Source organism: Streptomyces sp. NPDC046831 (assembly GCF_040645305.1).
In the GTDB taxonomy this organism is placed as follows: Bacteria; Actinomycetota; Actinomycetes; order Streptomycetales; family Streptomycetaceae; genus Streptomyces.
In genome coordinates this window covers 46892-64934 of record NZ_JBEYXZ010000031.1, presented here as the reverse complement: position 1 = coordinate 64934, position 18043 = coordinate 46892, and the positions used below count along the sequence as shown (strand labels likewise).

The window sequence follows — 18043 nt, the reverse complement described above, 5'->3', positions numbered from 1 at the left end:
AGCTCCTGCATGCGGCGCAGCAGGGACTCCCGCGCGGCCGGGACGCCCGCTGCCGACGCCGTCCTCAGTTCCCCGCCACCGACTTCACCGCGACCGACACCGGTGTGGAGTCGCTGATCACCTCCAGGGTCAGACCGGTGGTCGCCGGGGTGTCCACCAGTTCGGCCAGGACGGCGGCCACGTCGTCGCGGGGGATCGTTCCCGGGCCGGTGTGGGCCTCCAGGCGGACGAGGCCGGTACCGGCGTCGTTGGTGAGGGTGCCGGGGCGCAGGATCGTCCAGTCCAGGGCCTCCTGGGCGCGGACGTGGTCGTCCGCCTCGCCCTTGGCGCGCAGGTACACGTCGAAGACGTCGTCGCCCTGGTGCCGCGCGTCCGCGCCCATCGACGACACGACCACATGGCGTCGCACGCCCGCGCGGACGGCCGCGTCCGCGAACAGGATCGCCGCGCCCTTGTCCACCGTTTCCTTGCGGGCCGCGCCGCTGCCCGGGCCCGCGCCCGCCGCGAAGACCGCCGCGTCCGCGCCGCGCAGCCGCTCCGCGACCTCCTCGACCGACGCGGACTCCAGGTCCAGCACGATCGGTTCGGCGCCGGCCTCGCGCAGGTCGTCGGCCTGTTCGGCGCGGCGGATGATCCCCGCCACCTCGTCTCCGCGCGCGGCGAGCAGGCGCTCCAGCCGCAGCGCGATCTGACCATGACCACCAGCGATGACAATGCGCATGTTTCCGACCGTACGCCTGTTTGCCCACGGGTGCCCGTACACCCGGACGGCCGCACCAGCCAGGCGACTTCACCCCCGCACCGCAGGCACCGGCGGGCCCCGTGCCACAGCGACCCCGTACGGCAGGCACCGGACCTCACACTGCGCCAGGCGACGTCATGTCGCGGGCTGTGGATCTCGTGCCCGAGGCCGCGGCCTCGTAGCGCGGTCGCCGGCCCGCGCCGCGTCTGCGTCGCCTCGTAAGCGCGGTCACCGGCCGGCGCCGTGCCTGCGCGTCTCGTAGCGGGGTCGCCGACCCGCGCCGTGCCTGCGCGCCTCGTAGCGGGGTCACCGACCCGCCCCGTGCCTGGGCGTCTCGGGGCGCAGTCACCGACCCGCCCCGCGTCGGCGCGCCTCGCAGCGTGGTGACCACCCCGCGCCGCACCTCCGTGGCCTTCCGGGCCCCACGGCCCCGCCGCGCCTTCGGAGTCACCACGCCGGAAGGCAGAGGCGCGCCACCCCCGCCGGGTGCCGGGCGCCGGGTGCCGGGGGTGCCCCGGGCGCCCCTCAGGACGGCTCCCAGCGCCCCTGCCGCGGCAGGCCCGGGTCCGCCTCGGCCGTCGCGTCGCGGAAGTCCCGTACCGCGCTCGTCCGCGCCACCACCCGCCCCCGGTGCACCACGACCCGGCTGTACGCGAGCGACAGCGCCCCCGCAAGGCGGTCACCGCGCACCGCGAGCAGCTCCGCCGGGAAACCGGCCTCCACCCGCACCTCGGGCAACCCCAGCACCGCGCGGGCCCGCGCGCTCACCGCGTCGTAGGCGTCCTCGGGCCGCAGCCCGTGGCGCGAGGCCAGCAGGTACGCCGCCTCCAGCGGGTCCCCGCGCCCCACCGGGTTCGACACGTCCCGCAGGGCGCCGCTGCCCGCGGCCACGCGCACCCCGGCCGCCCGCAGCAGCCGCACCGGTGCGGTCCCGCGGTCCTCGGAGCTTCCGCAGCCGCCCTGCGGCAGGCACACCACCGTCACGCCGGCGGCGGCCAGCTGGTCCGCGGTCCGCGAAGCCACCTCGACGGGGAGCCGCGCCAGGCCGCCGCACGGGCCCAGCGTGACCCCGGGGCGCAGTCCGCCCGCCATCGCCGCGATGCGCGTCAGCCGGGCCGGGTCGGCGCCGTCGGTGTGCAGGTCCACGGGGCAGCCGTGTTCGGAGGCGACCTCGAGGACCGCCTCGACGTATCCCGTGGGGTCGGGGTCCACGTCCGGACAGCCGCCCACCACGCCGGCGCCCATCTTCACCGCGTCCCGCAGCATCGCGAGCCCGTCCGTCCCGGCCGCGCCGGTCAGCACCCGCGGCACCGCCACCGTCGTGAGCTCCGTGAGGCCGCGCAAGGCCCGCCCGGACTGCAGCACGGCGTCCAGGGCACCGAGCCCCTGGACGCCGCCCACGCGTACGTGTGCGCGCAGCGCGGTCGCCCCGTGCCCGAGCTGCAGCAGCGCCGCCTCCGTCGCCCGGCGCCGGATGTCCTCCGCGTCGTAGGGGGCCGGTCCGCGGCTGTCAGCGGTCAGGGCCGTGTCGCCGTGCGCGTGGGGTTCGGCGGGCGCAGGCAGCAGCAGGTAGCCGCTGAGGTCCAGCCGCGTCACCGTGCCGCCGGGCCCGCCGGCCCCCAGGCTGCCGGCCGTGCCGACCGCCTCGATGCGTCCGGCGCCCAGCCGCACGTCCACGGTCCGCCCGTCCGTGAGCCGCGCCCCGCACAGCAGCAGTCGGCCGGGGCCGGGCTGCCCCGGCGTCCCCGCGCCCTCCGACCCGCCCGGGGAACCCGCCGGGCCCGACGCGCCCGGAGAACCCGGACAGCCGGACGCCCCGGGGTCCGGCGCCTCGGACGCCCCGGGGTCCGGCGCCTCGGACGCACCCGGGGTCCCGGTCGGCCCCGAGGCGCCGGAGGCAGCCGACGAGGGCGAGGGGGGAGGCTGCGGCTGGCTGTCGGGCATCGCGCTCCAGGGACGACGGGTGCTCCAGGTGCACGGACACGGACATGGGCACGGGTACGGACACGGACTCGCGGCTGCGCGGGAGGGCGCAAGATCACGCAGAGTGAGTCGAGCCTAGGGCGGCGGCCCGTCCCGGAGGGGGAGGAGCGCAATAGTCGTACCGGCGTGGCCCGCCCACAGGACCGCCCCGGTCGCCGCCCAGCCCCATACCCGGGGCGCCGGAGGCGTACGAGGCTCCCGGGGTCCGGCGAGGGGTGGGGCGGAAGGCGGCGCCGAGGAGCCGGGTCACCGGGCCGGCGGAGGACCGGCGGAACGGATTTGGGCGAACGGCGGCGGACCGTGTAATGTCTTCATCGCTCGCCCCAATAGCTCAGTCGGCAGAGCGTCTCCATGGTAAGGAGAAGGTCAACGGTTCGATTCCGTTTTGGGGCTCTGGTGTGTGAGGCTCCCGCCGCGAGGCGGGGTCCGACCACATCAAAGCGGTGTAGCTCAGTCGGTAGAGCAAGCGGCTCATAATCGCTGTGTCACCGGTTCAAGTCCGGTCACCGCTACCTTGGTAGCCGATTGCGGGCTCGGTCCTTCGATCGGCTACTCTTCTTGCGTTAAATCAGTCCATCCGTTCGTCAAGGAGCACTCACGTGGCTGCCACCGACGTCCGCCCGAAGATCACGCTGGCCTGCGTGGAGTGCAAGGAGCGGAACTACATCACCAAGAAGAACCGGCGTAACAACCCGGACCGTCTTGAGATGAAGAAGCACTGCCCGCGTTGCAATGCGCACACCGCGCACCGCGAGACGCGATAAAAAAGGCTCAGACATGAGGCCGCCCCCGCAACCGGGGGGCGGCCTCATGTTGTTTGCTCATGTCGTTCCCTCGTGCGGTCCGGCCGCACGTCAGCGCATGTGACACCAGGAGGTGCCGAGCCATGGCGCTCGACCAGTCCTTCGTGGGGCGGTCCTACCCGCCCACCGCCCCCTACGAGGTGGGCAGGGAGAAGATCCGTGAGTTCGCGGAGGCTGTGGGGGACGCCAACCCGGCGTACACGGACCCGGAGGCCGCCAAGGCCCTCGGCCACTCCGACGTGATCGCACCGCCGACGTTCGTGTTCGCGATCACCTTCAAGGCCGCCGGGCAGGTCATCCAGGACCCCCGGCTCGGCCTCGACTACAGCCGCGTCGTGCACGGCGACCAGAGGTTCGTGTACCGGCGGCCCGTGCGCGCCGGTGACCGGCTGACGGTCACCTCGACGATCGAGGCGATCAGGTCCCTGGCTGGCAACGACATCCTGGACATCCGCGGCGAGGTGCACGACGAGGCGGGCGAGCACGTCGTGACCGCCTGGACCAAGCTCGTGGCCCGCGCGGCCGAGGAGGCGTGAGGCGATGACCGCGAAGATCGCGTACGACGACGTCGAGGTCGGCACCGAGCTGCCGGCGCAGACCTTCACCGTGACCCGTGCCACCCTGGTGCAGTACGCGGGCGCCTCCGGCGACTTCAACCCGATCCACTGGAACGAGAAGTTCGCCCGGGAGGTCGGGCTGCCGGACGTGATCGCGCACGGCATGTTCACCATGGCCGAGGCGATCCGCGTCGTCACCGACTGGCTGGGCGACCCCGGCGCCGTCGTCGAGTACGGCGTGCGCTTCACCAAGCCGGTCGTCGTCCCGAACGACGACGACGGCGCCACGATCGAGGTCAGCGGCAAGGTCGCGGCCAAGCTCGACGACAACGCCGTCCGGGTCGACCTCACGGCGACGAGCGGCGGCCAGAAGGTCCTGGGCCTGTCCCGGGCGGTCGTGCGCCTGGCATGAACCCGCCGGCGGCGAGCCGTACGGGCCGTCCCGGAAAGCAGCAGGGGTGAGGGGCGTTCGCATCGTGCGGGCGCCCCTGACCGGTCCCGGCGACGGCCGCTGCTCGGCGGCAGCCGCACCGGGCACGTCTTGAGGGCGGTGCCGTCCGTGCCGTCTCGTAGTCTTGGGCGCGTGCAGGAACTCCACGACGCGCCCCTGGCCCCGCTGACCACCTTCCGGCTCGGCGGCCCCGCGACCCGGCTGATCACCGCGACCACCGACGCCGAGGTGATCGACGCCGTCCGCGAGGCCGACGCCGCCGGCACGCCGCTGCTGGTCATCGGCGGCGGCTCGAACCTGGTGATCGGCGACAAGGGCTTCGACGGCACCGCCCTGCGCATCGCCACCCGCGGCTTCGCCCTCACCGGCACGACGCTGGAACTGGCCGCCGGCGAGGTGTGGACCGACGCCGTCGCCCGCACGGTCGAGGCGGGCCTCGCCGGTGTCGAGTGCCTGTCCGGCATCCCCGGCTCCGCGGGCGCCACGCCGATCCAGAACGTCGGCGCGTACGGCCAGGAGGTCTCCTCGACCATCACCGAGGTCGTCGCCTACGACCGCCGGGCCGGCCGGACGGTGACGCTCACCAACGAGGAGTGCGCGTTCTCCTACCGCCACAGCCGCTTCAAGGCCGACCCCGAGCGGTACGTGGTCCTGCGGGTCCGCTTCCTGCTGGAGGACGCGGACGGCCTCTCCGCGCCGATCAAGTACGCCGAGACGGCCCGGGTCCTCGGCGTGGAGGCGGGCGACCGCGTGCCGCTCGCCACCGCCCGGGACACCGTGCTGAAGCTGCGCGCCGGCAAGGGCATGGTCCTCGACCCCGAGGACCACGACACCTGGTCGGCGGGGTCCTTCTTCACCAACCCGATCCTCACGGACGGGGAGTTCACCGCGTTCCGCACACGCGTGCGGGAGCGGCTCGGGGCCGGCGTCGAGCCGCCCGCGTACCCGGCGGGGGAGGGGCACACCAAGACCTCGGCGGCCTGGCTGATCGACAAGGCCGGGTTCACCAAGGGCTACGGAACCGGCCCGGCCCGCATCTCCACCAAGCACACCCTCGCGCTGACCAACCGGGGCGAGGCGACCACGGAGGACCTGCTGGCGCTGGCCCGGGAGGTCGTGGCGGGGGTCCGCGAGGCCTTCGGCATCACGCTGGTGAACGAGCCGGTGACGGTCGGGGTGAGCCTCTGACCACCGGCGTTCCGCCTGCCGGTCCTCCCGGTCCGCCCTGTCCGCGGCGGCGCCCCCGCCCGGGCCGTCAGGCGACCGCCCTGCCCCCGGTAGCGTCCCCGCCCGGCCGGTCAGGCCCCGCCCGTGGCAGCGCTCCGCCCCGGCCGTCAGGCGACCGCCCTGTCCGCGGCAGCGTCCCCGCCCGGGCCGTCAGGCGACCGTCCTGCCCCCGCTAGCCGCCCCCGCCCGGCCGTCAGGCGACCGCCCCGCCCGCGGCAGCGCTCCGCCCCGGCCGTCAGGCGACCGGCCCGGCCAGCCAGTCGTCGACTCCCGACAGGAGCTTCGTGCGCACGTCCTCCGGGGCGGCCGAGGCGCGGATCGACTGGCGGGCCAGTTCGGCCAGCTCCTCGTCCGTGAAGCCGTGGTGGCGGCGGGCGATCTCGTACTGGGCCGCCAGCCGGGAGCCGAACAGCAGGGGGTCGTCCGCGCCCAGGGCCATCGGCACCCCCGCCTCGAACAGCGTCCGCAGCGGGACGTCCTCCGGCTTCTCGTACACGCCGAGCGCCACGTTCGACGCCGGGCAGACCTCGCAGGTGACCCCCCGGTCCGCGAGGCGGCGCATCAGCCGCTCGTCCTCCGCCGCACGCACCCCGTGACCGACCCTGGTGGCGCGCAGGTCGTCCAGGCAGTCGCGGACCGAGGCCGGGCCCGTCAGCTCGCCCCCGTGCGGAGCCGCGAGGAGCCCGCCCTCCCGGGCGATGGCGAAGGCCCGGTCGAAGTCGCGGGCCATGCCGCGGCGCTCGTCGTTGGAGAGGCCGAACCCGACCACGCCGCGGTCCCGGTAGCGCACGGCGAGGCGGGCCAGCGTGCGGGCGTCCAGGGGGTGCTTCATGCGGTTGGCGGCGACCAGGACCCGCATGCCGAGGCCCGTCTCCCACGAGGCCTCGTCGACCGCGTCGAGGATGACCTCCATCGCCGGGATCAGCCCGCCCAGCCGGGGTGCGTACGACGTCGGGTCCACCTGGATCTCCAGCCAGCCCGAGCCGTCCTTCAGATCCTCCTCGGCCGCCTCCCGCACCAGCCGCCGGATGTCCTCCGGCTCCCTCAGGCACGAGCGCGCGGCGTCGTACAGGCGCTGGAAGCGGAACCAGCCCCGCTCGTCCGTCGCCCGCAGCCGCGGGGGCTCGCCGCCGACCAGCGCCTCGGTCAGGGCCTCGGGCAGCCGCACGCCGTACTTGTCGGCCAGTTCCAGCAGGGTGGCGGGCCGCATCGACCCGGTGAAGTGCAGGTGGAGATGGGCTTTCGGCAGCTCAGAGAGATCACGTACACGCTCCATCCAAGGATCCTGCCGCACGTCCCGGGTGTCCCGGTAGCCGTTTCCCCTTTCGTGGTCTTGCTCGCACACAGGAACGGGCCGCCTCCCCACGGGGAGGCGGCCCGTTCCTGTGTGCGGCCGGGAAACTCAGTCCCGGGCCTCCGCCAGCAGCTTCTGGATCCGGCTCACGCCCTCGACCAGGTCCTCGTCGCCGAGGGCGTAGGACAGCCGCAGGTAGCCCGGGGTGCCGAACGCCTCACCGGGGACGACGGCGACCTCGGCCTCCTCCAGGATGAGCGCGGCCAGCTCCACGGAGTTCTGCGGCCGCCTGCCGCGGATCTCCTTGCCGATCAGCGCCTTCACCGACGGGTACGCGTAGAAGGCGCCCTCCGGCTCCGGGCAGACCACGCCGTCGATCTCGTTGAGCATCCGCACGATGGTCCTGCGCCGCCGGTCGAAGGCCTCGCGCATCGTCGCGACCGCCTCCAGACCGCCGGAGACCGCGGCCAGGGCGGCCACCTGTGCGACGTTCGACACGTTGGACGTGGCGTGGGACTGCAGGTTCGTCGCGGCCTTCACCACGTCCTTCGGGCCGATGACCCAGCCCACGCGCCAGCCGGTCATGGCGTACGTCTTGGCGACGCCGTTGACCACGATGCACTTGTCGCGCAGCTCGGGCAGGACGGCCGGCAGGGACACCGAGACGGCGTCGCCGTAGACGAGGTGCTCGTAGATCTCGTCGGTGAGCACCCACAGGCCGTGCTCCAGGGCCCAGCGGCCGATGGCCTCCGTCTCGGCCACGGAGTAGACCGCGCCGGTCGGGTTGGACGGCGAGACGAAGAGCACCACCTTCGTCTTCTCCGTGCGGGCGGCCTCCAGCTGCTCCACGCTGACGCGGTAGCCGGTGGTCTCGTCGGCGACGACCTCCACTGGCACACCGCCGGCCAGGCGGATCGACTCCGGGTAGGTCGTCCAGTACGGCGCCGGCACGATGACCTCGTCACCGGGGTCGAGGATGGCGGCGAAGGCCTCGTAGATGGCCTGCTTGCCGCCGTTGGTGACCAGGATCTGCGCGGTGTCGGGCTCCCAGCCGGAGTCGCGCAGCGTCTTCGCGGCGATCGCGGACTTCAGCTCGGGCAGGCCGCCGGCCGGCGTGTAGCGGTGGTACTTGGGGTTCCTGCAGGCCTCGACCGCGGCCTCGACGATGTAGTCCGGGGTCGGGAAGTCGGGCTCACCGGCGCCGAAGCCGATCACCGGACGCCCGGCGGCCTTGAGGGCCTTGGCCTTGGCGTCCACGGCGAGGGTGGCGGACTCGGAGATCGCGCCGACTCGGGCGGAGACCCGGCGCTCGGTGGGAGGGGTTGCAGCGCTCATGCCGTCCATCGTTTCAGACCGGAAACGCATGCGGCACACGGGTTTCACGGAATGAACAGGAAGGGGCAGAACGTGGAACACCCGTCCGGATCGGGGCTCCCGCCAGGACGATCCGCGCCTCGCACGGTCCCGACGGGCACTTTCTGTTCGACGCCCGGCGTCGGAGCACGTACACTCACACCTCGTTGGCCTTCAGCAGCCGCCGCCGCAGCAGGTGCACGCCGAGCACCCGGGCGGATGCGGTACGTTGGGGGACACACAAAGGGTCGTAGCTCAATTGGTAGAGCACTGGTCTCCAAAACCAGCGGTTGGGGGTTCAAGTCCCTCCGGCCCTGCTACACACACCTTCACCAGGATGTGTGCGCGTGTACGTACAGCAATGCACCGCCGTGCGGCTCCGACCGGGCGCGGCACGGCCACGACCCGGGACCAGGTGAGGACGAATGACGGACGCCGTGGGCTCCATCGACACGCCTGATGCCCAGGACGAGGTGCCGGAGTCCAAGAGGAAGGGCCGCAAGGGTGGTAAGCGCGCCAAGAAGGGCCCGCTGAAGCGCCTTGCCCTCTTCTACCGTCAGATCATCGCGGAACTCCGCAAGGTCGTCTGGCCGACGCGTCAGCAGATGACGTCGTACACCACCGTGGTGATCTTCTTCGTTGTCATCATGATCGCTCTGGTGACCGTGATTGACTATGGGCTCGACCACGCGGCCAAGTACGTTTTCGGCTGAGCCAAGAGCGAAGGGCGCCGTGGATCCCGGCGCCCCTTTTCGCATGTTCCACCCCTATGTATCCAGGAAGAAGCAGCCACCGTGTCTGACCCGAACCTGAACGACGCCATCGAGCCGACCGAGTCCGTGGATGACGAGCTCGACATCGTCGAGGGCGCGGACGAGGTCGACGAGGCCGAGGCTGTCGAAGCCGCCGCGGGCGAGCCGGCCGAGCAGGCCGCCGTCCACGTCGAGGACGAGGCCGGCGAGGACGAAGCCGGCGAGGACGAGGCCGGCGAGGGCGAGGGCGCCGAGAGCGAGCCGGAGGCCGAGGTGGACCCGGTCACCAAGCTCCGCGAGGAACTGCGCACCCTGCCCGGCGAGTGGTACGTGATCCACACCTACGCCGGTTACGAGAAGCGCGTGAAGGCCAACCTGGAGCAGCGCGCCGTCTCGCTGAACGTCGAGGACTTCATCTACCAGGCCGAGGTGCCCGAGGAAGAGATCGTCCAGATCAAGAACGGCGAGCGCAAGACCGTCCGGCAGAACAAGCTGCCCGGTTACGTGCTCGTCCGCATGGACCTGACGAACGAGTCCTGGGGCGTCGTCCGCAACACGCCCGGCGTGACCGGCTTCGTCGGCAACGCCTACGACCCCTACCCGCTGTCCCTGGACGAGATCGTCAAGATGCTCGCCCCGGAGGCGGAGGAGAAGGCCGCCCGCGAGGCCGCCGAGGCCGAGGGCAAGCCGGCGCCGCAGCGCAAGGTCGAGGTCCAGGTGCTGGACTTCGAGGTCGGCGACTCGGTCACCGTCACCGACGGCCCGTTCGCCACGCTGCAGGCGACCATCAACGAGATCAACCCCGACTCGAAGAAGGTCAAGGGCCTGGTGGAGATCTTCGGCCGCGAGACGCCGGTCGAGCTCTCCTTCGACCAGATCCAGAAGAACTGAGGTTCTTCTCCACCGACCAGTTCCGAGCAGGTCAGTCCGGTTGTCGAAGCCGGTCTGACCTGCTCGGTTTTTGGCCGCGCAGGGATACCCGTTATCGTTGTGCGGTATGCCTCCATCCGGATGTTCCGTTCGATTGCGGACGGTCTGGCAGGTGGATGGGGGCGGATCACTCTCACTAGGACCCGGAGAGAGCACATGCCTCCCAAGAAGAAGAAGGTCACGGGGCTCATCAAGCTCCAGATCCAGGCCGGCGCCGCCAACCCGGCTCCGCCGGTCGGCCCGGCGCTGGGTCAGCACGGCGTCAACATCATGGAGTTCTGCAAGGCCTACAACGCCGCGACCGAGTCGCAGCGTGGTTGGGTCATCCCGGTGGAGATCACGGTCTACGAGGACCGCTCCTTCACCTTCATCACGAAGACGCCGCCGGCCGCGAAGATGATCCTCAAGGCCGCGGGCATCGAGAAGGGCTCCGGCGAGCCGCACAAGACCAAGGTCGCCAAGATCACTGAGGCGCAGGTCCGCGAGATCGCCCAGACCAAGCTGGCCGACCTCAACGCCAACGACCTGGACGCCGCCGCGAAGATCATCGCCGGTACCGCCCGGTCCATGGGCGTCACCGTCGAGGGCTGAACCCCACCTCCGTAGAACATCGCGGCAGCCGACGCTGCCGCCCGTGGAAGGGCCTGCTCGGCCCGTACCACGACTCCTTTCAGAACACACAGGAGCAGTTGTGAGCAAGCGCAGCAAGGCTCTCCGCGCTGCGGACGCCAAGGTCGACCGGGAGAAGCTGTACGCCCCGCTCGAGGCCGTCCGTCTCGCCAAGGAGACCTCCACGACCAAGTTCGACGGCACCGTCGAGGTCGCCTTCCGTCTGGGTGTCGACCCGCGCAAGGCCGACCAGATGGTCCGCGGCACCGTGAACCTCCCGCACGGCACCGGCAAGACCGCCCGGGTCCTGGTCTTCGCGACCGGCGACCGTGCCGAGGCCGCGCGTGCCGCGGGCGCCGACATCGTCGGCGCCGACGAGCTGATCGACGAGGTGTCGAAGGGCCGTCTGGACTTCGACGCCGTCGTCGCCACCCCGGACCTCATGGGCAAGGTCGGCCGCCTCGGCCGCGTCCTCGGCCCGCGTGGTCTGATGCCGAACCCGAAGACCGGGACCGTCACCCCGGACGTCGCCAAGGCCGTCACCGACATCAAGGGCGGCAAGATCGAGTTCCGCGTCGACAAGCACTCGAACCTGCACTTCATCATCGGCAAGACGTCGTTCGAGGACGACAAGCTGGTGGAGAACTACGGCGCCGCGCTGGAGGAGATCCTCCGTCTGAAGCCGTCCGCCGCCAAGGGCCGCTACATCAAGAAGGCCGCCATCAGCACCACGATGGGCCCCGGCGTCCCGGTCGACCCGAACCGCACCCGCAACCTCCTCGTCGAGGAGGACCCGGCCGCGGTCTGAGCCTGACGGCTCGCCCAGTCGGCGACGGGCCCCGCACCTGCTCCAGGTGCGGGGCCCGTCCCCTTTCCGCACTTCCCCACCCGCTGTCGGTGCGCCGCGCTAGCGTGCGGAACACGGCCGTCGCACAGGGGGATTCTCGATGACGAGCACGACCGCGCGCCGCGTGACGGCGCCGATCGCGGTGGTTGCCGCGCTGACGGGCGCGGCCGCGTGCGGGCCCGCCGGGCCCGGCGCGCACGCCGGCGGGGCCTCAGGGGGCGCCCAGCGCGTCAGCCCCGCCGACCTGGCGGCCCTGCGCTCCGCCGACCGGTCCACGGACCGGGCCGACTCCGCCAGGGTCGAGCTGACGACCGGCATCGGCACGCTGGTGTCCATGACGGCGGGCGGGACCGTGTCCTGGGGCCGGGGCCTGACCGGCGCGCTCACCATCACGTACACCGGCGGCAGCATGGCGGACACCATGCGCCGGGTCGGCAGCACGTCGATGCGGGCGCGGTACCTGCCGGACGCCTACTACGCGCGCCTCGGCGAACCGTTCGCCCGGCGGGCCGGCGGCAAGCACTGGCTCCGGTACGGGTACGCCGACCTCGCCGGCCTCGGCGGGGGCTCCGGCGCCTACCTGCAGGACCAGCTGCGCAACGCCACTCCGAACCAGTCGGTGAAGCTGCTGCTGGCCTCCGGGGACGTCAGGAAGGCCGGCGAGGCCACGGTGCGGGGCGAGCACACCACGCACTACGCGGGCACGGTGAAGGTCGCCGACCTGGTCACCCGGACCTCCCACCTGCCCGCGGGCCAGCTGAAGCGGCTGAAGGCGCAGCTCACCCAGGCCGGGGTCACCACCGAGACGGTCGACATCTGGGTCGACGACCGGGACCTGCTGGTCAAGCAGACCTGCACGGCGCGGACGGCCCTGGGCGTGACGACCCAGACCGCCCACTACACCGACTACGGGGTGAAGGTCTCCGTGCCCGCGCCGCCGGCGGAGGACACCGCCGACTTCGGGGACCTGCTGGAACAGGGGGGCGGGGCCGGCCTGCTGCCCTGAGCGGACCCGGGCCGGAGCGGATTTGCCTGCCCGCGCCCCGTTCGCGTACTCTCCTACCGAAGCCAAAGACCGCTGGTCGTTGCCGTGCGCTCGAACGAGGGCGCGGTGGCCGAAGGATCCGCTGAACTGCGGACGACCCGCGCAGGTGACTGTGGAAGAACTCCCGGAATCACGCGCCACGCCGCGCGTGCGGCCGGTCGAGTCCGCCCCGTGCGCCTGCGCCGGGGCGTTTCGTTTCCCCAGTCCTCCTTCGGGTCCGCGCGGTCAGAATCACCCGGAAGGAGGCCGAGGCTCTATGGCGAGGCCCGACAAGGCTGCCGCGGTGGCCGAGTTGACGGAGCAGTTCCGCAACTCCAGCGCTGCCGTGCTGACCGAGTACCGCGGTCTCACCGTGGCGCAGCTCAAGACGCTGCGCCGGTCGCTCGGTGAGAACGCCCAGTACGCCGTGGTGAAGAACACGCTGACCAAGATTGCGGCCAACGAGGCCGGGATCACGACGCTGGACGACCTGTTCAACGGTCCGACGGCTGTCGCCTTCGTCACCGGTGACCCGGTGGAGTCGGCGAAGGGTCTCCGTGACTTCGCCAAGGACAACCCGAATCTCGTCATCAAGGGCGGTGTCCTTGACGGCAAGGCGCTGTCCGCCGACGAGATCAAGAAGCTTGCGGACCTCGAGTCCCGCGAGGTTCTGCTCTCCAAGCTGGCCGGTGCCTTCAAGGCGAAGCAGTCCCAGGCTGCCTCCGTCTTCCAGGCGCTGCCGTCGAAGCTCGTCCGCACCGTGGACGCGCTGCGCGCCAAGCACGAAGAGCAGGGCGGTGCCGAGTAACTCGGCTCGCTTTCTGACCCTCGCCGTCTGACGCGGCAAGGGTCGCAGCGGGCCGACGTACGCCCGCCTCACCCAGTACATCCGGCACCTGCCGATTGAATGGAAGGACCGCCATCATGGCGAAGCTCACCCAGGACGAGCTGCTTGCCCAGTTCGAGGAGATGACCCTCATCGAGCTCTCCGAGTTCGTGAAGGCCTTCGAGGACAAGTTCGACGTCACCGCCGCCGCGGCCGCCCCGGTCGTCGTCGCCGGTGCCGCCGGTGGCGCGGCCGCCGAGGCCCCCGAGGAGAAGGACGAGTTCGACGTCGTCCTCACCGGCGCCGGCGACAAGAAGATCCAGGTCATCAAGGTCGTGCGCGAGCTGACCTCCCTGGGCCTGAAGGAGGCCAAGGACCTGGTCGACGGTGCGCCGAAGCCGGTTCTCGAGAAGGTCAACAAGGAGGCCGCGGACAAGGCCAGGGAGTCCCTCGAGGGCGCCGGCGCCTCCGTCGAGGTCAAGTAAGACCTTGCTCCGGAGGGCGGAGCCCCGGTGGCTCCGGCCTCGAGCTGAGCGCAGTCCTGCGGGGCTGTAACGCGAACGCACCGAAGAGCGATCATCCATCCGGGTGGTCGCTCTTCGGCGTTCTGAGGGGTCGGCGGTGGCTGCCTTGCGCCGGCGGCGGCGGCAGGTATGGTGATCATCGTCGTGCCTCGACGCCTCCGGTGGCGGGCCGCGAGTGACGAGCGCAGCAGCCGGTTGGGCAAGGGGGCCTTGACGAACCGCACGCAGCGCGCAATTCTCAGGACGCGTCGTCACGACGATCCGAATCCGAGGCATGGATCGACGACGAAGAGGGCAGTATTTCCGTGCGTTGAGGGCAGGCATGCCGCAGGCGTTGACAACAACAGGGGTCTCGAAGAACCCGCACTGGACATCAGTGTGCCAACTGGCTACACTGACCCTTTGCGCTGCCTGTTAGCTGTCCCCTGCCCGTCACCAGGGGCATGCCCTCACTTCAGCACCGTCGACCGGATCGGCTCTGATCTGGCATCTGGCCAGGTCACACGCAGTCTGTCGCAGTGCGGCGGTGGGGGAACGGTACGCGCGTAGTGAGTCCGAGCCCTCGGAAGGACCCCCTCTTGGCCGCCTCGCGCACTGCCTCGACCGCGAATACGAACAACGGCGCCAGCACCGCCCCGCTGCGCATTTCCTTTGCAAAGATCAAGGAGCCCCTCGAGGTTCCGAACCTTCTCGCGCTGCAAACCGAGAGCTTCGACTGGCTGCTCGGCAACGACGCGTGGAAGGCTCGCGTCGAGGAGGCTCTCGAGAACGGTCAGGACGTTCCCACCAAGTCCGGCCTCGAGGAGATCTTCGAGGAGATCTCCCCGATCGAGGACTTCTCCGGGTCGATGTCGCTGACCTTCCGCGACCACCGCTTCGAGCCCCCGAAGAACTCCATCGACGAGTGCAAGGAGCGCGACTTCACGTACGCCGCCCCGCTCTTCGTCACGGCCGAGTTCACCAACAACGAGACCGGCGAGATCAAGTCCCAGACGGTCTTCATGGGCGACTTCCCGCTCATGACGAACAAGGGCACCTTCGTCATCAACGGCACCGAGCGTGTCGTGGTGTCGCAGCTGGTCCGTTCGCCGGGTGTGTACTTCGACTCCAGCATCGACAAGACGTCCGACAAGGACATCTTCTCGGCCAAGATCATCCCGTCCCGGGGTGCCTGGCTGGAGATGGAGATCGACAAGCGCGACATGGTCGGTGTCCGCATCGACCGCAAGCGCAAGCAGTCCGTCACCGTCCTGCTGAAGGCGCTCGGCTGGACCAACGAGCAGATCCTCGAGGAGTTCGGCGAGTACGAGTCGATGCGCGCCACCCTGGAGAAGGACCACACCCAGGGCCAGGACGACGCGCTGCTCGACATCTACCGCAAGCTGCGCCCGGGCGAGCCCCCCACGCGTGAGGCCGCGCAGACGCTGCTGGAGAACCTCTACTTCAACCCCAAGCGCTACGACCTCGCCAAGGTCGGCCGCTACAAGGTCAACAAGAAGCTGGGTACGGACACCCCGCTGGACGCGGGCATCCTGACCGTCGAGGACATCATCGCGACGATCAAGTACCTGGTGAAGCTGCACGCCGGCGAGACCGAGACGGTCGGCGACAACGGCGAGCCGGTCGTCGTCGAGACCGACGACATCGACCACTTCGGCAACCGCCGCCTGCGCAGCGTCGGCGAGCTCATCCAGAACCAGGTCCGCACGGGTCTGGCGCGGATGGAGCGCGTCGTGCGCGAGCGCATGACCACCCAGGACGTCGAGGCGATCACGCCGCAGACCCTGATCAACATCCGGCCGGTCGTCGCCTCCATCAAGGAGTTCTTCGGCACCAGCCAGCTGTCCCAGTTCATGGACCAGAACAACCCGCTCTCCGGGCTGACGCACAAGCGGCGTCTGTCCGCGCTGGGCCCGGGTGGTCTGTCCCGTGAGCGGGCCGGCTTCGAGGTCCGTGACGTCCACCCGTCGCACTACGGCCGCATGTGCCCGATCGAGACGCCGGAAGGCCCGAACATCGGTCTGATCGGTTCGCTCGCCTCCTACGGCCGCGTCAACGCGTTCGGTTTCGTGGAGACGCCGTACCGCAAGGTCGACAACGGCCAGGTCACCGACGAGGTCGACTACCTGACGGCCGACGAGGAGGACCGCTTCGTCATCGCGCAGGCCAACGCCACGCTCAATGACGAACTGCGGTTCGCCGAGGCGCGTGTCCTGGTCCGCCGCCGTGGCGGCGAGGTCGACTACGTCAGCCCCGAGGACGTCGACTACATGGACGTCTCGCCGCGCCAGATGGTGTCGGTCGCGACCGCCATGATCCCGTTCCTCGAGCACGACGACGCCAACCGCGCCCTGATGGGCGCGAACATGATGCGGCAGGCCGTGCCGCTGATCAAGTCCGAGGCCCCGCTCGTCGGCACCGGCATGGAGTACCGCTCCGCCGTCGACGCCGGCGACGTGGTCAAGGCCGAGAAGGACGGTGTGGTCCAGGAGGTCTCCGCGGACTACATCACCACCGCCAACGACGACGGCACGTACATCACGTACCGCCTGGCCAAGTTCTCCCGGTCCAACCAGGGCACCTCGGTCAACCAGAAGGTCATCGTCAACGAGGGCGACCGCGTCATCACGGGCCAGGTGCTCGCCGACGGCCCGGCCACCCAGAACGGCGAGATGGCGCTCGGCAAGAACCTGCTCGTGGCGTTCATGCCGTGGGAGGGCCACAACTACGAGGACGCGATCATCCTGTCGCAGCGCCTCGTGCAGGACGACGTCCTCTCCTCGATCCACATCGAGGAGCACGAGGTCGACGCCCGTGACACCAAGCTCGGCCCCGAGGAGATCACCCGGGACATCCCGAACGTCTCCGAGGAGGTCCTCGCCGACCTCGACGAGCGCGGCATCATCCGCATCGGCGCCGAGGTCATCGCCGGCGACATCCTCGTCGGCAAGGTGACCCCGAAGGGCGAGACGGAGCTGACCCCGGAGGAGCGGCTGCTGCGCGCGATCTTCGGTGAGAAGGCCCGTGAGGTCCGTGACACCTCGCTGAAGGTGCCGCACGGCGAGACCGGCAAGGTCATCGGCGTGCGCGTCTTCGACCGCGAGGAGGGCGACGAGCTGCCGCCGGGCGTGAACCAGCTGGTCCGCGTCTACGTGGCGCAGAAGCGCAAGATCACCGACGGTGACAAGCTCGCCGGCCGCCACGGCAACAAGGGTGTCATCTCGAAGATCCTGCCGATCGAGGACATGCCGTTCCTGGAGGACGGCACCCCGGTCGACATCATCCTCAACCCGCTGGGTGTTCCGTCCCGAATGAACCCGGGACAGGTCCTGGAGATCCACCTCGGCTGGCTCGCCAGCCAGGGCTGGGACGTCTCCGGCCTGGCCGACGAGTGGGCCCAGCGCCTGCAGGCCATCGGCGCCGACCGGGTCGACCCGCGTACCAACGTGGCGACCCCGGTCTTCGACGGTGCCCGCGAGGACGAGCTGGCCGGTCTGCTGGAGCACACGGTCCCGAACCGCGACGGCGAGCGCATGGTCCTGCCCTCCGGCAAGGCCCGGCTGTTCGACGGCCGCTCGGGTGAGCCGTTCCCGGAGCCGATCTCGGTCGGCTACATGTACATCCTGAAGCTGCACCACCTGGTCGACGACAAGCTGCACGCCCGCTCGACCGGTCCGTACTCGATGATCACCCAGCAGCCGCTGGGTGGTAAGGCGCAGTTCGGTGGCCAGCGGTTCGGCGAGATGGAGGTGTGGGCCCTGGAGGCCTACGGCGCCGCCTACGCCCTCCAGGAGCTGCTGACCATCAAGTCCGACGACGTCACCGGCCGCGTGAAGGTCTACGAGGCCATCGTCAAGGGCGAGAACATCCCCGAGCCCGGCATCCCCGAGTCCTTCAAGGTGCTCATCAAGGAGATGCAGTCCCTCTGCCTGAACGTGGAGGTGCTGTCCAGCGACGGTATGTCCATCGAGATGCGCGACACCGACGAGGACGTCTTCCGCGCGGCGGAGGAGCTCGGCATCGACCTGTCCCGGCGCGAGCCGAGCAGCGTCGAAGAGGTCTGACGGGAGTCCGGCGGGCCCCAGACCCTTAGGGCCCGCCGACCCCCAGGCCCCCGTTTC

16 protein-coding genes and 3 tRNA genes are annotated in these 18043 nt (G+C 70.8%); 15 read left to right on the top strand and 4 right to left on the bottom strand.

Going from position 1 to position 18043, the window contains the following annotated elements; translation table 11 throughout:
• Positions 1–64: 64 nt before the first annotated feature.
• The gene (locus ABZ920_RS23860; protein ID WP_361508443.1) at positions 65–721 is read right to left on the bottom strand and encodes an SDR family oxidoreductase; all 657 of its coding nucleotides are present in this window, start codon (positions 719–721) and stop codon (positions 65–67) included.
• 546 nt (positions 722–1267) lie between these two features.
• Positions 1268–2686 carry an amidohydrolase family protein gene (locus ABZ920_RS23855; RefSeq protein ID WP_361508440.1) on the bottom strand — a complete coding sequence of 473 codons (1419 nt, stop codon included), beginning with the start codon at positions 2684–2686 and terminating at the stop codon, positions 1268–1270.
• A gap of 359 nt (positions 2687–3045) precedes the next feature.
• On the opposite strand from ABZ920_RS23855, the gene ABZ920_RS23850 reads away from it, so the two are divergent.
• The 6 genes from ABZ920_RS23850 to ABZ920_RS23825 all read left to right on the top strand — a co-directional run bounded on the left by ABZ920_RS23850 (position 3046) and on the right by ABZ920_RS23825 (position 5724).
• Positions 3046–3118, top strand: a tRNA-Thr gene (locus ABZ920_RS23850).
• A gap of 46 nt (positions 3119–3164) precedes the next feature.
• Positions 3165–3237: transfer RNA gene (locus ABZ920_RS23845), tRNA-Met, on the top strand.
• Between the two features lie 87 nt (positions 3238–3324).
• Positions 3325–3489, top strand: a complete 165-nt coding sequence (gene rpmG, locus ABZ920_RS23840; RefSeq protein ID WP_003948671.1) for a 50S ribosomal protein L33 — start codon at positions 3325–3327, stop codon at positions 3487–3489.
• A 122-nt stretch (positions 3490–3611) separates the two neighbouring features.
• On the top strand, positions 3612–4064 hold the full coding sequence (locus ABZ920_RS23835; RefSeq protein WP_361508437.1) for a MaoC family dehydratase N-terminal domain-containing protein: 453 nt from the start codon (positions 3612–3614) through the stop codon (positions 4062–4064).
• Positions 4065–4068: 4 nt separating this feature from the next.
• Positions 4069–4497 (top strand): MaoC family dehydratase, encoded by a 429-nt coding sequence (locus tag ABZ920_RS23830; RefSeq protein ID WP_361508434.1) that lies wholly within the window; start codon positions 4069–4071, stop codon positions 4495–4497.
• 171 nt (positions 4498–4668) lie between these two features.
• On the top strand, positions 4669–5724 hold the full coding sequence (locus ABZ920_RS23825) for a UDP-N-acetylmuramate dehydrogenase (protein ID WP_361508431.1): 1056 nt from the start codon (positions 4669–4671) through the stop codon (positions 5722–5724).
• A gap of 274 nt (positions 5725–5998) precedes the next feature.
• On the opposite strand, the gene ABZ920_RS23820 is transcribed toward ABZ920_RS23825, so the two are convergent.
• Both ABZ920_RS23820 and ABZ920_RS23815 read right to left on the bottom strand, forming a co-directional pair.
• Positions 5999–7039 carry an adenosine deaminase gene (locus ABZ920_RS23820; protein ID WP_361508428.1) on the bottom strand — a complete coding sequence of 347 codons (1041 nt, stop codon included), beginning with the start codon at positions 7037–7039 and terminating at the stop codon, positions 5999–6001.
• Positions 7040–7165: 126 nt separating this feature from the next.
• A complete protein-coding gene (locus ABZ920_RS23815; protein ID WP_361508426.1) occupies positions 7166–8392 on the bottom strand; it encodes a pyridoxal phosphate-dependent aminotransferase in 1227 nt (408 codons plus the stop codon).
• 262 nt (positions 8393–8654) lie between these two features.
• Between ABZ920_RS23815 and ABZ920_RS23810 the strand changes: the two genes are divergently transcribed.
• From ABZ920_RS23810 to rpoB, 9 genes are all read left to right on the top strand, one after another.
• A tRNA-Trp gene (locus ABZ920_RS23810) sits at positions 8655–8727 on the top strand.
• Between the two features lie 108 nt (positions 8728–8835).
• Entirely contained in the window at positions 8836–9123 is a 288-nt protein-coding gene (gene secE, locus ABZ920_RS23805; RefSeq protein WP_361508423.1) for a preprotein translocase subunit SecE, read from the top strand.
• Between the two features lie 81 nt (positions 9124–9204).
• On the top strand, positions 9205–10053 hold the full coding sequence (gene nusG, locus ABZ920_RS23800) for a transcription termination/antitermination protein NusG (protein WP_361508420.1): 849 nt from the start codon (positions 9205–9207) through the stop codon (positions 10051–10053).
• A 195-nt stretch (positions 10054–10248) separates the two neighbouring features.
• The gene (gene rplK, locus ABZ920_RS23795) at positions 10249–10683 is read left to right on the top strand and encodes a 50S ribosomal protein L11 (protein ID WP_361508417.1); all 435 of its coding nucleotides are present in this window, start codon (positions 10249–10251) and stop codon (positions 10681–10683) included.
• A gap of 100 nt (positions 10684–10783) precedes the next feature.
• On the top strand, positions 10784–11509 hold the full coding sequence (gene rplA / locus ABZ920_RS23790) for a 50S ribosomal protein L1 (RefSeq protein ID WP_361508414.1): 726 nt from the start codon (positions 10784–10786) through the stop codon (positions 11507–11509).
• Between the two features lie 139 nt (positions 11510–11648).
• Positions 11649–12554 (top strand): hypothetical protein, encoded by a 906-nt coding sequence (locus ABZ920_RS23785; RefSeq protein WP_361508411.1) that lies wholly within the window; start codon positions 11649–11651, stop codon positions 12552–12554.
• 295 nt (positions 12555–12849) lie between these two features.
• On the top strand, positions 12850–13380 hold the full coding sequence (gene rplJ / locus ABZ920_RS23780) for a 50S ribosomal protein L10 (protein WP_361508408.1): 531 nt from the start codon (positions 12850–12852) through the stop codon (positions 13378–13380).
• Positions 13381–13496: 116 nt separating this feature from the next.
• Complete coding sequence (rplL, locus tag ABZ920_RS23775) at positions 13497–13883, top strand: 50S ribosomal protein L7/L12 (protein WP_361508405.1); 387 nt, start codon at positions 13497–13499, stop codon at positions 13881–13883.
• 617 nt (positions 13884–14500) lie between these two features.
• On the top strand, positions 14501–17986 hold the full coding sequence (gene rpoB, locus ABZ920_RS23770) for a DNA-directed RNA polymerase subunit beta (RefSeq protein WP_361508402.1): 3486 nt from the start codon (positions 14501–14503) through the stop codon (positions 17984–17986).
• The last annotated feature ends 57 nt before the right edge of the window (positions 17987–18043 follow it).